Origin of the sequence: Shimia sp. (genome assembly GCF_965227725.1) — a bacterium.
Classification (GTDB): domain Bacteria; phylum Pseudomonadota; class Alphaproteobacteria; order Rhodobacterales; family Rhodobacteraceae; genus Shimia.
The window spans coordinates 380,089-392,825 of record NZ_CBDDGH010000005.1; the positions used below are offsets into that span (position 1 = coordinate 380,089).

General features: G+C 60.5%; 14 protein-coding genes. 5 read left to right on the plus strand and 9 right to left on the minus strand.

The features are described 5' to 3' along the window. Positions 1–44 precede the first annotated feature (44 nt). Together ACO07T_RS12180 and ACO07T_RS12185 are read right to left on the minus strand one after the other, a co-directional pair. A complete protein-coding gene (locus tag ACO07T_RS12180) occupies positions 45–791 on the minus strand; it encodes a phosphate/phosphite/phosphonate ABC transporter substrate-binding protein (protein ID WP_422049640.1) in 747 nt (248 codons plus the stop codon). Next, positions 788–1,228 carry a TerB family tellurite resistance protein gene (locus ACO07T_RS12185; protein WP_209083555.1) on the minus strand — a complete coding sequence of 147 codons (441 nt, stop codon included), beginning with the start codon at positions 1,226–1,228 and terminating at the stop codon, positions 788–790. The genes ACO07T_RS12180 and ACO07T_RS12185 overlap by 4 nt, the downstream gene beginning before the upstream one ends. Before the next feature lie 199 nt (positions 1,229–1,427). On the opposite strand from ACO07T_RS12185, the gene ACO07T_RS12190 reads away from it, so the two are divergent. From ACO07T_RS12190 to ACO07T_RS12210, 5 genes are all read left to right on the plus strand, one after another. After that, positions 1,428–3,218: a sensor histidine kinase gene (locus ACO07T_RS12190; RefSeq protein WP_422049641.1), complete on the plus strand. Its 1,791-nt coding sequence runs from the start codon at positions 1,428–1,430 to the stop codon at positions 3,216–3,218. Between the two features lie 13 nt (positions 3,219–3,231). After that, complete coding sequence (locus ACO07T_RS12195) at positions 3,232–4,572, plus strand: sigma-54-dependent transcriptional regulator (RefSeq protein WP_422049642.1); 1,341 nt, start codon at positions 3,232–3,234, stop codon at positions 4,570–4,572. Positions 4,573–4,802: 230 nt separating this feature from the next. Beyond that, positions 4,803–5,819, plus strand: coding sequence for a C4-dicarboxylate TRAP transporter substrate-binding protein (locus ACO07T_RS12200; RefSeq protein ID WP_422049643.1), 1,017 nt, complete (start codon positions 4,803–4,805; stop codon positions 5,817–5,819). Between the two features lie 81 nt (positions 5,820–5,900). Continuing rightward, positions 5,901–6,536: a TRAP transporter small permease subunit gene (locus ACO07T_RS12205; protein WP_209060480.1), complete on the plus strand. Its 636-nt coding sequence runs from the start codon at positions 5,901–5,903 to the stop codon at positions 6,534–6,536. After that, a complete protein-coding gene (locus tag ACO07T_RS12210; RefSeq protein WP_422049644.1) occupies positions 6,529–7,956 on the plus strand; it encodes a TRAP transporter large permease in 1,428 nt (475 codons plus the stop codon). The genes ACO07T_RS12205 and ACO07T_RS12210 overlap by 8 nt, the downstream gene beginning before the upstream one ends. Before the next feature lie 123 nt (positions 7,957–8,079). On the opposite strand, the gene ACO07T_RS12215 is transcribed toward ACO07T_RS12210, so the two are convergent. From ACO07T_RS12215 to ACO07T_RS12245, 7 genes are all read right to left on the minus strand, one after another. Then, positions 8,080–8,502: a TerB family tellurite resistance protein gene (locus ACO07T_RS12215; protein ID WP_209060476.1), complete on the minus strand. Its 423-nt coding sequence runs from the start codon at positions 8,500–8,502 to the stop codon at positions 8,080–8,082. Then, a complete protein-coding gene (locus tag ACO07T_RS12220) occupies positions 8,499–8,792 on the minus strand; it encodes a DUF1330 domain-containing protein (protein WP_209060475.1) in 294 nt (97 codons plus the stop codon). Before ACO07T_RS12220 ends, ACO07T_RS12215 begins: the two co-directional genes overlap by 4 nt. Positions 8,793–8,867: 75 nt before the next feature. Then, on the minus strand, positions 8,868–9,794 hold the full coding sequence (locus ACO07T_RS12225; protein ID WP_422049645.1) for a DMT family transporter: 927 nt from the start codon (positions 9,792–9,794) through the stop codon (positions 8,868–8,870). Between the two features lie 103 nt (positions 9,795–9,897). Continuing rightward, positions 9,898–10,989 (minus strand): OmpP1/FadL family transporter, encoded by a 1,092-nt coding sequence (locus ACO07T_RS12230; protein ID WP_422049646.1) that lies wholly within the window; start codon positions 10,987–10,989, stop codon positions 9,898–9,900. A gap of 111 nt (positions 10,990–11,100) precedes the next feature. Continuing rightward, positions 11,101–11,973: a DMT family transporter gene (locus ACO07T_RS12235; RefSeq protein ID WP_422049647.1), complete on the minus strand. Its 873-nt coding sequence runs from the start codon at positions 11,971–11,973 to the stop codon at positions 11,101–11,103. Beyond that, positions 11,970–12,260 carry a putative quinol monooxygenase gene (locus ACO07T_RS12240; protein WP_422049648.1) on the minus strand — a complete coding sequence of 97 codons (291 nt, stop codon included), beginning with the start codon at positions 12,258–12,260 and terminating at the stop codon, positions 11,970–11,972. Before ACO07T_RS12240 ends, ACO07T_RS12235 begins: the two co-directional genes overlap by 4 nt. A 7-nt stretch (positions 12,261–12,267) precedes the next feature. Beyond that, entirely contained in the window at positions 12,268–12,621 is a 354-nt protein-coding gene (locus ACO07T_RS12245) for a hypothetical protein (protein ID WP_422049649.1), read from the minus strand. Positions 12,622–12,737: the final 116 nt, after the last annotated feature.

Sequence of the window (12,737 nt, forward strand, 5' to 3'; positions counted from 1 at the left end):
AGACGCCAAGGCTGACGTTTTGATCCCCCCAAATGACCAAATGGTCAGGCTTCGGGCGGATTTGGCACAGCCTCATAAGCGCTTTGGGGCATGTCCACCAGCCCCTTGAGGATCAATTCTGACCGCTCAGACGGCGAAAGCGCTGTTATTGCTGCACTTAAGGCGGCGCGGATGGGCGCGGGATCGCGGTAAATCGCGGAGATATAGGGCAAAGCTGGCGTCGGCGCGGTGCGCTCTATCTCGACAAGATCGCGGGCAAAGCCATCGTGACGTTGCATCAACATCCAGCTCACCACATCCAGAGCGGCAAAATCTGCGTGGCCTTCGGCCACCAATTGTGCGGAGCGGCGGTGCGCACCGCTTTGAACACGCGGGCCGATTCGCAGGTTGCGGCTGTGAAAATGGTGCCAGGGCGCGGCCCAGCCGGATTGCGACAGCGGCTCGTTATAGGCCATGGTTGCGCCCTTAAGTGGGGCAAGGGGCTGGTCTGCCTGCGCGGCCGGATGGGATTTATGAACCACAATCACCGAACAATAGTGCCCGGCAGGCAGGTCCGGCAGGCCATGGTCTGGCGCGCCGACCAGCGCGACTTTGCCAAGCAGTTGCGTGCGAAAGGGAAAGCCGCAGGTCTGGGCCAGCAACAGATCGGAGCTTTGCCAGAACGCCCAGAGATCTTCAGGGGTGCTGCGCCGCGATGGCCCGTCGCCATAGGCCTGCACAAAGAGCTGGCACAACCGATCTTGCGCCGCCGCGGTTTCCGGGCGGTCATACATCGGCAGGGCAACACTCATCCGCGGGCGATCACACGTTGGCGGGCGCGGGCGCTTTCCACATCTGAGATGCCCAAGAGATTGGCCGCCAGCCGCAGCAGCGCGTCTTCGCGGCTGTCGCGCTCGCCATCGACCATCACCACCTGCCACATGGCCTCAATCACAGAGACCCGTTCTTCCAGCGGCACGGCGTCTTTGATGGCGCGGGTGAAGCGCACCGTGTCCGGGGCCTCGGATTCCAGTGTTTCAGCTTCTTTGCGCAGCGAGGTTGCCTCAAACGGGGACAGGCCGTAGCGGCCGGCGATGATGCGTTCGATGCGCGCGGCCTCATCCGGATCATAGCTGCCGTCTGCACGGGCAATGCGCACCAACAGCGCGCTCAGCGCCAGTCGGGCATCCATATCGGACAGGGGCTCAGGGGCGGGCGCCGTCAGGCGTTTCAGAAAATCTGCAAACATAGGCGAAGATGTAAGACCGTGCGGCGGGGGCGGCAAGTTCTGTTTCTCATTCGTCAAATATCCTGGGGTGGCCACCGCTTGCGGTGGCAGGGGCAAAGCCCCTGACCGGTCTGCGTGCCAAAATCCCGTTTGCAGTTTTCTCTGCATGCACTAGCGTGCCTGCCACTGTCTCTCAGCTGTCCCTCATGAGCCCAATACCATGGCCCGCCTGTCTTTGATCCTGTCTCTGATCGCGACGCTCTGCGTCGGCTTTGTGGTGCAGCGCGTGGCGCTGGGGCTGTTTTTGTCAGAAGAGCTTGAGAAATCTGAAGGGCAGCTTTCGCTTTACCGCAGCACGGTTGTGGCGGAGCTGGAGCGGCACAGCCACCTGACCCATGTGCTGGCGCAGGACAGTTTTGTTTTGGACGCTTTGGAGGGGGAAGACACCGGCGCGCTCAATGCCCGGCTTGCGGATTTTGCCAGCAAGGCGGGCTTGGATGCGATTTATCTGATGGATGCCACGGGCGGCACCATCTCTGCCTCAAACCACAACACGCCGCGCTCCTTTGTCGGCCAAAGCTATGCGTTCCGGCCCTATTTTCAGGAAGCGTTGTCCGGAGGGCAGGGGCGGTTTTATGCGATTGGCACCACCACGGGGGAGCCGGGGTATTTCATCGCCGATCCGGTGCAGGGGTCTACGGCGCTGGGCTCAGACGCGCAGGTGTCTGGTGTCATCGCGCTCAAGAAAAGCTTTGGCGATCTGGAAGAAAGCTGGGCCAATGCGGGGGAGCAGGTGATCCTTGCCAATCGGGACGGGGTTGTCCTTTTGGCGTCTGATCCGTCGTGGCGCTATCGCGCGCTATCGCCGTTGAGCGCGGCACAGAAGGCCGAGATTGTTGCGGCGCGGCAGTTCCCCGGGCAGGCATTGGATCCGTTGGACTGGGTGCCGAAGGGCGAAAATCAGGCGGATATCGCGGGCGAGCTGCGGCTGCATCTGGTGGCACAGGATCTGCCGGATGGCTGGGAGCTGCATTATTTCGCCAGTGATGACCGGGCGGTGGCGCGGGCCTGGCTGGCGACGGCTGTGGTGGTTTTGCTGGCGGGATCGGCATTGGTTCTGTTTCAGGTGCAGCGCGCGCGGCGGATCGGGCGGGCGCTCAGGCGGGCGGAGCAGGAAGAGGCGCAGCTGCGTCAGGCCAATGCGCTGCTGGCGGTGGAGATTTCAGAGCGCAAAACCGCGCAGACCCAGCTTCAGGCGGCGCAAAAGGAGCTGTCACAAGCCAGCCGTCTGGCGGCATTGGGGCAGCTTTCCGCCTCTGTGACCCATGAGCTGGGGCAGCCGATTGCCGCCATGCGCAACCATCTGGCGGCGGCGGAGCTGAACCCGAAGGGGGCTGCGGCGCTGGGGGCAGATCTGGGCGGATTGGTGGCGCGCATGGAGGGCATCACACGCCAGCTCAAGTTCTTTGCCACCAGCGGCAAAGAAGGGTTTGAGGTGTTTGCGCTGCAATCCGCAATGGAGGCGGCGCTGACCCTTGTGGCGCCCAATCTGGAGGCGGGGGAGGTCACGGTCGCGCGGGATCTGGCGGAGGCGCCGATTTTGGTGCGCGGCAACCGGCTGCGGATTGAGCAGGTGATGACGAATATTCTTCGCAACGCCTGTGACGCCATGGAAGAGGAACCGCAGGCGGCAGTGCTGACCGTGCGGCTGTGGCAGAGCGACGGTTTTGCGGTGTTTGAGGTTACGGACACGGGGCATGGGCTGGCGGCGGCGAACTTGCAGGACTTGCAGGAACCTTTTGTTACCACAAGAGAAAGTGGGCGCGGCATGGGGCTTGGTCTGGCCATTTCCGCCACCATCGTGAAAGATCACGGCGGCCGGATGGAAGCCGAAGACCGCGTGAGCAAGGACACCTCAGATCGTAGCGGCGGCGCGGTGTTTCGGGTGTCTCTGCCGCTTGCGGGAGCAGGCACGGGGCTGACGGAAAGCGGCCCGCTTGCGGCGCAATGAAGGAGAGGCGCAGATGAACGACGGGCCGACATACAGCCTGCTGATTGTGGATGATGACAAGGCGATGCGGCATTCGCTGCTGGCCTTGATGGAGGCGGCGGGCTGGCAGGCTGAGGCGGTGGCGCGGGGCGAAAAGGCTCTGGAGCGGCTGGCAACATTTGCGCCCGATGTGATCCTGTCAGATGTGCGCATGCCGGGGATGACCGGGATGGAGCTGCTTGCCGCTCTGGATACGGAGCTGTCTCCGCCGTTGGTTCTGATTTCCGCCCATGGGGATATTCCCATGGCGGTGGAGGCGATGCAGGCGGGGGCCTACAGCTTTGTGGAGAAGCCTTATGAGCCGCGCCGATTGCTGACCATTCTGACCCATGCGGCCGAACAGAGCCGGATGCGGGCCAGCAACCAGCGGCTCAAGGCGCGGCTTTATGAGTTGTCGGGGCTGGATCGGGTGCTTTTGGGGCAAACGCAGGCCGTGGCCAATCTGCGTGAAGAGGTGTTGGACCTTGCGCCCATGGAGGGCGCGGTGTTGATCCAGGGTGAGACGGGGACCGGCAAGGAACTGGTGGCGCGGGCGCTGCATGATTTGGGGCCGCGCGCCGAGCAGCCGTTTCTGGCCCTCAACTGCGCGGCACTGAGCCCGGAGCGTTTTGAAGCGGAGATGTTTGGCACCGCTGAGGGTGGCAAAGGGCGTTTGCAGGCGGCGACCGGCGGGACGCTGTTTCTGGATGAGATCGGAGCCTGCCCACCCGCCGTTCAGGCAAAGCTGCTGCGTGTGATCGAAGATCAGCAGGTGTTCCCCGTGGGCGCGGCCACGCCGGATGCGGTGGATCTGCGGATCATTTCAGCCACCAATGAGGACGTGGACCAAGCCGTCGCTGATGGTCGGCTTCGGCAGGATTTGCTGTTTCGGATCAATACCTTCGTGATGCAACTTCCACCGCTGCGCCAGCGGCGGGACGATGTGACCCTGCTGGCGGCGCATTTCCTTGATGATTATGCAAGGGTGCATGAGATTGCTGCGCCGGAGCTGGATCATGAGGATGTGGCCACGCTGATGGCGCATGACTGGCCGGGCAATGTGCGCGAGCTGCGCAACGTCTGTGCGCGCCGTGTGATGCAGGCGCGCCGGGGTGGGGGCACCATGGCGGCGGCCTTGACCCAGACGGGCGGGCTTGAGGATGTGCCGGAAACCCTGCGGGAGGCCGTCGCTGCCTTTGAGCGGGAGCTGATCGGCAAGGCCATCAAGGGGCATGAGGGGCGGATGGACGCCGCCGCGGAGGCGCTGGGAATCGGGCGGCGGACGCTGAACGAAAAGATTGTGAAGCTTGGTCTGAAGAAAGAAGCGCTGCTTTGACGGTTTGCGTGTAAGGACGCTCAGCCTGAAAGTTTGCTGCGACGGATGCGCGCAATCTGGTGTTGAATACGCGACTTAAGGCGCTGAAACCTCTATGAAATTGCTGATTTTTGTGCCCTGCGGAAATCCGCAGGGCTGACGTCGTGTCCTGCGCAAAATCCTTCATTGGCAATCTGATGCGCGTTGCGGCATGCTTTGGCCATAAGCACTTACGCAATCGGGAGGAAATCATGCGTAAATTGATGAGCCGGACCGCCGTGGCGGCCCTGTCTATGGCCTTTGTCACCGAAGCAATGGCCACCGAGTGGAATGTCTCTGTCTGGGGCAAACGCCGCGCTTTCACCGAGCATGTTGAGAAACTGGCGGAGCTGGTGAGCGAAAAGACCGGCGGCGAGTTCACCATGAACATCAGCTATGGCGGTCTGTCCAAGAACCGTGAAAACCTCGATGGGATCTCCATTGGTGCGTTTGAAATGGCGCAGTTCTGTGCGGGCTATCACCGTGACAAGAACCGTGTGATCACCGTTCTGGAACTGCCGTTCCTTGGCGTGGCGAACCTGCAGGAAGAGATGGCGGTGTCTGCGGCTGTTTACGGCCACCCGGCCGCAGCGGAAGAGATGGAGCAGTGGAACGCGAAGCTGCTGATGACCTCGCCTATGCCGCAGTACAACCTTGTGGGCACCGGCGATCCACGCGACTCGCTGGCAGACTTTGACGGCATGCGCGTGCGCGCCACCGGCGGTCTGGGCAAAGCTTTTGAAGCCGTGGGCGGCGTACCAACCTCTGTGACCGCGACCGAAGCCTATCAGGCGATGGAAAGCGGCGTGGTGGACACGGTGGCCTTTGCGCAGCACGCGCACCTGTCTTTCGGCACCATCAACCAAGCGGACTGGTGGACAGCCAACCTGAACCCCGGCACCGTGAACTGCCCGGTTGTGGTGAACATCGACGCCTATGAAGATCTGTCTGATGAGCACCGCGCGGCGCTGGACAGCTCCGTTCAGGAATCGCTGGATCACTATGTGGCGAACTACGGCACATTGCTTGAGAAGTGGGACAGCGTTCTGGAAGAGAAGGGCGTGGCCAAGGTTGAGATCGACGATGCTGTGATCGCGGAGTTCCGTGCCAAAGCAGCAGACCCGATCCGTGATGCCTGGATCAAGGACATGGAAGCGCAGGGCATTCCTGGTCAGGAGCTCTATGATCTGGTTGTGAAAACTCTCGAAGATCACCGCGCAACCAACTGATAAAAATAATTAAAATTGCGGCCTCGGTGAGTTCCGGGGCCGTTTTGTATCTGACGTGTGTCAGGTAGAAGGGGGAAGGATATGGCCGGTGCCTCTGCCGTGCTTGAAGACAACAGTGTGCTCAGCAGACTGGATCGTCACCTGCTCAAGCTGGAACAGTTTTTTGCATTGCTGAGCGGCCTTGCCGTGTTCAGTCTGATGTTTTTGGCCGCCTATTCGGTGGGTGGGCGCAAGTTCTTTGCGTCGCCGCTGTCGGGATATGTGGATTATATCGAGGCGCTGATGCCGCTGATTGCGGTGATGGGGATCGCCTATGTGCAGCGCGATGGCAGCCACATCCGGATGGATATGGTGATTGGCAAACTCAAGGGGCGTGCGCTCTGGGGGGCGGAGCTGCTGTCTGTGATCCTGATCCTCGGGTTGATGATTGCCCTGACCATGGGCAGCTGGGCGCATTTTGAGCGCTCTTTTGATTGCGCGCGGCCGCTGTGTTCGCGGGACAGCTCGATTGATATTGGCCTGCCGATCTGGCCCTCAAAGCTGATTGTGCCGGTGGCATTTTCGGTGATGTGCCTGCGGCTGGCGCTGCAGGTCTGGGGCTATGGGCGGGCGTTTTTGCTGAACCTGCCAAGCCCGGTGGCAGTGCCGCTGGTGCAGTCGATCGAGGAACAGGCCCGTGCAGAGGTCGATCAGCTTGGGGATGCTGACAATGGATAACATTACGATTGGCCTTTGGGTCACGGGCGGGATGCTCCTGCTTGTGGTGCTGGGGATGCGGGTGGCCTTTGCCGCTGCGCTGGCTGGCTTTGTCGGGATTGTCTGGATTTTCTGGGCGAAGTCCGGCTATGCGCCGGAAAAACTGCTCTATTGGAATGAGCGGCGGGAGATCTGGGACGGGGCGTTGGGCAAATCCATCGCCATTGCCGGATCGGTGCCGCATTCCAAAGTGTCTTCACAGGCGTTGAGCCTCATTCCGACCTTCATTCTGATTGGCTATCTGGCCTATTACGCCAAGCTGACCACGGCGCTGTTTGATGCGGCCAAGAAGTGGATCGCTTGGGTGCCCGGCGGGCTGGCGGTGTCGACCGTGTTTGCGACCGCAGGCTTTGCCGCCGTTTCCGGTGCTTCGGTGGCGACAGCGGCGGTGTTTGCGCGGATTGCGATCCCGGAGATGCTGAAGGTGGGCTATAACAAGCAGTTCGCTGCGGGCGTTGTGGCGGCGGGGGGCACCTTGGCCTCGCTGATCCCGCCCTCTGCGATCCTTGTGATCTATGCCATCATCGTAGAGCAGGACGTGGGCAAGCTGCTGCTGGCGGGCTTTATCCCCGGCGCGTTCTCGGCTGTGGTTTACGGCGCGATGATTGTGGGCATTGCCATGATCTTCAAAACCGTCGGTCCACCGGTGAGCGGCTTCACATGGCGTGAGCGTTTTGCCGCGCTGCCGCCGGCTTTGCCGATTGTGGCGGTGGTCGTGATCATCATCTTCTTTGTCTACAACCCCTTTGGCGATGCCTGGGGCACACCGACAGAGGGCGGGGCCGTGGGGGCGTTTATCGTCTTCCTGCTGGCGCTGGTGCGCGGGATGCGGTGGCCGGAGCTGAAGTCTGCGCTTTTGGACACGGCCAAGCTGACGGTGATGATTTTCACCATCATCTGGGGGGTGCTGATCTATGTGCGCTTCCTTGGGTTTGCCGATCTGCCGGGGGCGTTTTCGGACTGGATCACAAGTCTTGAGATGTCGCCGTGGCTGATCCTGATCTGTATTCTGCTGGCCTATGCGGTGCTGGGCATGTTTATGGATGCCATTGGTATGCTGCTGCTGACATTGCCGGTGGTGTACCCTGCGGTGATGGCGCTGAATGGCGGCGAGGCCGTGGCGGCGGCGGACAGCACGTTCGGCATGAACGGCACGATGTGTGCGATCTGGTTCGGCATTCTGGTGGTGAAGATGGCGGAGTTCTGTCTGATCACCCCGCCGATTGGCCTCAACTGTTTTGTGGTGGCCGGTGTGCGCGATGATCTGTCTGTGCAGGATGTGTTCAAAGGTGTGACACCGTTCTTCATCGCGGATGCTGTGACCATCGCGCTGTTGGTGGCTTTCCCGTCAATTGTGCTTTGGTTGCCAAGTTTGGCCTAACTTAGTCAGGCCTGAATGCAGGTATCCGGCCTGAGCTGATGGGCCGGATATAAACAACAGAAAGGGCGTCGATCACATGAAGATCGGCGCCCTAAGTTTTAAGATCATTTGATTTAATCTGAATCACCCGACAGGGCTGTCCTCTGGCTTGATGCCCAGCATCGCCTCGATTTCATGCAGGCTGGCGTCTTCTTCGGGCGCGTGTTCGCCGTCGGCTTCGATCACCGAGACGAGCTTTTGCACCACTTCCAAACGATGTGGATAATCCACGGTTTCGCGGATCAGGGTGGCAAAGTCCGGTGTGCCGGGGGCGGCATGTTCGAGCTTTTCGCAGGTGGCGCGCAGTTTGGCGGCCTCGATCGGGTTGAGATCAAAAGACGCGGCAAGGATCTTGTCGATCGCGCCGATCTCTTCCACGTCATAGTGGTTGTCTGATTTGGCCACCCGCACCAGCAACGCGCCAAGAGCGAGCTTTTCGTCAGGTTCCGGAAGAGGCGGGGTGTCTGGTGTTCCACGCAGGCGGTGGAGAAGCTGGTCCCAGATCATCCGTCGTAGCCCTCCACAATGACAATGTCGCCGGTGCTCACCGGATCACGCAGGGATTTGGCGTATTGGTAGTCTTCTGAGTGATAACAGGCCAGCGCCGCCTCATAGGAGGGAAATTCAATCACCACATTGCGGCTGCGCGCGCTGCCTTCGGGGTTTTCAAACTGCCCGCCGCGGATCAGGAAACGCGCGCCGTGATCCGCGAAGGGTTTGGCATTGGCCTCGATGTATTTCTTATAGCCTTCGGGGTCATCCACATCGACGCGCCCGATCCAATATCCTTTGGCCATTCTGCCCTCCCTGATCGCGGTATTTCTGAGAGTGAGCGTGCCAAGCGCGCACGGGAATGGCAAGTCAGGTTTGCATCAAATACCTGCGGGTTGTTTGCGCACATACCGCCAAAGGCGGCCATCCAGCACCAGAAGCCCCAGAGCCAGCAGAGCAAAGCCCGCAAATGCGCGTGGGTGCAGGGTTTCTCCCAGAAACAGGGTGCCAAGCAGGATTGCAAACGGCGGCACAAGCAGCGTGACCAGAAGCAGGTTGCCGCTGCCTGCGGTGGCAAGCAGGCGGTAGTAGAGCAAATAGGCCGCAGCGGTGCCCAGAGCCGCGCCATAGGCGATGGAGGCCCAGGTGGACGCGGAGAGTGACAGGGTGATCGGACCTTCGACAAAATGCGCCAAGGGAAGCGACATCAGCGCAGAGCAGGTGAGCATGCCAGCGGCGGCCACGGTGGGTGAGCATCCGGCGAGATGTTTGCGCCCCCAGATGCCGGCAAAGCCATATGACAGGGTGGCGAGCAGGGCGGCGATCTGGGCGAGAGAGCGGGGGTCAAAGCGTGTCAGGTGGGTGAGGCCAATGGCGGTGGCCACACCGAGAAAGCCGATGAAGACACCTAGGGCTTTGGGCAAGGTCAGCCGCTCGTCGGGCAGAAAAAGCGCGGCGAGCAGCACGCCAAAGAAAGCGGTGGCGGCGTTGAAGATCGAGGCGAGGCCGCTTTCGATGGTCAATTGGGCAAAGTTCAGCAGGCTGAAGGGGATCAGATTGTTGAGCAGCCCCATGATAAGGAAAGCGCCCCAGAGCCGTGCGCTCTTGGGGATCTTCGTGCCGCGAAAGATGGTGAGCGCCCACAGAAGGAGCGCCGCCCAGAAGGTGCGATGTGCCACCAGCGTGATGGGGCCGATGTCATAAAGCGCGACACGGTTGGTGAAGAAGACAGCGCCCCAAAGCGCGGCCAGCAGGAAAAGCTCGACCCATGCTCGGGAGGAGAGGGATTTTTGAATGGGTGTGGTCATGGGGTGAGGTTAGGGTGCGAAGGCATGCGCTGCACTCCGAAACCTGCGCAAAAGAAAAGCCCCGCTGCAAGAGCGGGGCTTTGATTGTGTCAAACGACAGAGATCAGAATTGGATACCGATCCGCAGGCCAACGCCGATGGCGTCGCTGTCGCGGTAATCATACCGCGATCCGGCTGGCAGTGGAGGGGATGGCAGGTTCAAGAACTGATCACCCAGCTTTGCATAGGTGACACCGCCGGAGAGCGAGAGGTGTTCGCTCAGCTGATAGGTGCCTGCCAGCGTGATGCTCTTGGAGCCGGTGCTGGGGCTGAGGGCGGTGTTGGTTGGCTTGGTGCCTTCGTCTTCAAAGCCGAAGCGGACCGCGAGGGACAGCTTGTCGTTGATGCGACGTGCGATACCCAGGTTGTAGGTGGTGATATCGTCCTGGAAGTTTACCCATTGGCCATCAACGGTTGTCAGGTTGACGCCCTCAAATGGCACGTACCGCACGGAGCCGAACACCAGCGTATTGGGCGCAACACCGGTCTGGAAGTCGAGGTTGATGCTCTCAGGGAAGTCAACCGTGGCGGTGCGCGCCTGTGGATTGCTGCCATCACGTTCGGCGCGTGTCCCGCTCAGATCGGCGGAGATCGAGCTGTTGTAGGTCAGCGCAACGCGCAGAGCGATCTCTGGCTTTTCGTAAGCCACACCGACGACGCCGCCAAGGTCAAAATCGCTGCTGATGTCGAGCTCACCCAGAGCGTTGTTGATGATGCCGTCGACTTCCATCAGGCGCAGACCGCCGTGTACGCTGAAGCCGTTGCCGAGTTGATACTGCGCGAGCGCTGTCAGAGCGTTAGTTTCAACGTCGGCCAAGCCACCATCCAGGAAGCCACCTGTCGTTCCGTAATCAACATGGGCCCCAAAAGGGTTGTCATAGATGATCGCGAGGTCGAGTTTGTCATTGACCTCGTGTTTGTAGCCCAAAGAGAAGTCGGCGTAGTTCTGTGCAACATCAAACGCAGAAGGTGTTGCTGAGATTGGGCCACCAGGCACAGCATCTACGTTTGGGTTTACAGTTACGAATGTGATCTGCGCGAAGTTCCCTTCTTCGAACAGAATGTTCACACCTTGTCCGGAGCGGTCGATGCCGCCAGCGTAAGATGCTCCTCCAACCATCGCGAGTGCGGTGGCTCCCATAAGCATTTTTTTCATGTGATAGATGTCCCGTTTAGTCCCTGAGTTATTTTATTACTCGGACAAAGCTATTCGCGCAGCTTTATCCAAGTCAACTTAGCCAATTGGATAAAGCTTCGTTACTTTGCGTCACCTCGTCGCAGTAGTAGTGCGGATCTGTGTCAGTATGTTTAAGTAATTGCCCGCAAAAATGATGGTGGCACCGACCAGAACCCATAGGTCCAGAGGCTCCCCGTATAGTGACATTCCTACAACAGCTATCAGTGGCAGTCGGATGAAATCGATGGGCATGACTGCGGCGGCGGGGGCGAGGCTAAGCGCGGTGGTCAGGCAGAAGTGGGCCACGAGCCCGGCGCAGCTGATCAGGATGATCCAGGGAAGGCTCTCCCATGACGGGAGTGCGATGTCACCATCAAAGCCCGCAAATAGCAGGCCGAGACCCGCTTGCATGACCGTCAAATAAAATAGAATGCAGGTGATGGTTTCGGTGCGTGTGAGTTTGCGGGTGAAGATTGCTGACAGCGCGAAGCCGATGGCTGCGGTGGCGGCGGCGATCTGGCCTATGTCGACGGATTGCGGCGTCGGACGCGCGACAATCAGAATGCCGATGAAGCCAATGAGCGCTGCCAAAAGACCGATGGGCCGCAGGCGTTCTCCGAGCAGGAGCGGGGAGAGCAGAATGGCCCAGATGGGGGAGGTGAACTCCAGCGCAAAGACCTGTGCCAAGGGGATGGCGGTGATGGCGAAGAACCAGAGGTTTTGCCCGGCGAAATGGCTGATGTTGCGGATCAGATGCAGACCGAGATTGCGGCTGGTGACCTCGCGTAAGGTGCCCGCCATGGTTGCAGCGCCGACCACCAGAACGATGCCGAAGAAGCTGCGGTACATCATGATCTCGAAGGTATCGAGCTCCAATGAGACGGCGCGTCCGGCGATAGCCATGGAGGTGAAAGAGAGGATGGCACCGCTCATCCAGATGGCGGCTTTGAGGGTATCGTTCACGCGGGCACCTCGGTGATCTGGTAGTGGCGTGGGATTCCAGCTGTGACCGTGGCCCAATCGGAGGCGCTTGCACGGGCCTGATGGGCGCCAAAGGAGGCCTGATCCACGAAGAGTTCCGAGACATTGTAGCGCCCCGCAATGACGGGATCTTGGGTCACGTCAAAAGACAGGCAGCCCGGTTCTGCGCGGGTGAGCGTTATGTGGACGGGCAATGCCGCAGCGACGGCCTCTCGGCGGTCTGAAGGGACATCGATGTGGCCGGTGAGGCGGATCATTGGGGCGGTCATAGGGCGCTCATTCCGCGATGGTACAGCAGCCGTGGGTCAGCTGTTCGTTGGTGAGAAGCACAAAGGAAAGCGGGAACTCTCCGCCTGAGGCGGCGCAGGCCGCTTCTTGTACGATGATGGTGGCCTGCGTGCCGGTGATGCTCAGCGCCCAAGCAGAGGGGAAGCCGTCGTGATCCTGCTTGAGTTCAACCGCGACACCCTGAATGCGGCTGTCATCTCTGCCCCAGATTTGCACGGAGGGGCCTGCAATGCCGAGGAACATGTCGCCGGTCGCCCCTTCACAGGCCATTGGCGCGTTCTGCGCCATAGCGGTGAATGGGCAGAGCAAAGCGCTGGCGACAATCGCGGTTGTTAACTTCATAACCGTTCCTCCCTGCGAAGTTGTTGCGCAGCTTGGGCGGACATGGAAGCGGAAACTTGGTGTGGGCAAAAGAAAACGCCGCCCCGGGTGGGAGCGGCGTAGACTGTTGAAGACAT

Bases quoted from the DNA above. Each gene is read 5' to 3' on its own strand.
- ACO07T_RS12210 (WP_422049644.1), top strand. From the start codon at position 6,529: ATGGATAACATTACGATTGGCCTTTGGGTCACGGGCGGGATGCTCCTG.
- ACO07T_RS12230 (WP_422049646.1), bottom strand. From the start codon at position 10,989: ATGAAAAAAATGCTTATGGGAGCCACCGCACTCGCGATGGTTGGAGGA.
- ACO07T_RS12215 (WP_209060476.1), bottom strand. From the start codon at position 8,502: ATGATCTGGGACCAGCTTCTCCACCGCCTGCGTGGAACACCAGACACC.
- ACO07T_RS12245 (WP_422049649.1), bottom strand. From the start codon at position 12,621: ATGAAGTTAACAACCGCGATTGTCGCCAGCGCTTTGCTCTGCCCATTC.
- ACO07T_RS12180 (WP_422049640.1), bottom strand. From the start codon at position 791: ATGAGTGTTGCCCTGCCGATGTATGACCGCCCGGAAACCGCGGCGGCG.
- ACO07T_RS12200 (WP_422049643.1), top strand. From the start codon at position 4,803: ATGCGTAAATTGATGAGCCGGACCGCCGTGGCGGCCCTGTCTATGGCC.
- ACO07T_RS12190 (WP_422049641.1), top strand. From the start codon at position 1,428: ATGGCCCGCCTGTCTTTGATCCTGTCTCTGATCGCGACGCTCTGCGTC.
- ACO07T_RS12195 (WP_422049642.1), top strand. From the start codon at position 3,232: ATGAACGACGGGCCGACATACAGCCTGCTGATTGTGGATGATGACAAG.
- ACO07T_RS12240 (WP_422049648.1), bottom strand. From the start codon at position 12,260: ATGACCGCCCCAATGATCCGCCTCACCGGCCACATCGATGTCCCTTCA.
- ACO07T_RS12205 (WP_209060480.1), top strand. From the start codon at position 5,901: ATGGCCGGTGCCTCTGCCGTGCTTGAAGACAACAGTGTGCTCAGCAGA.
- ACO07T_RS12225 (WP_422049645.1), bottom strand. From the start codon at position 9,794: ATGACCACACCCATTCAAAAATCCCTCTCCTCCCGAGCATGGGTCGAG.
- ACO07T_RS12185 (WP_209083555.1), bottom strand. From the start codon at position 1,228: ATGTTTGCAGATTTTCTGAAACGCCTGACGGCGCCCGCCCCTGAGCCC.
- ACO07T_RS12220 (WP_209060475.1), bottom strand. From the start codon at position 8,792: ATGGCCAAAGGATATTGGATCGGGCGCGTCGATGTGGATGACCCCGAA.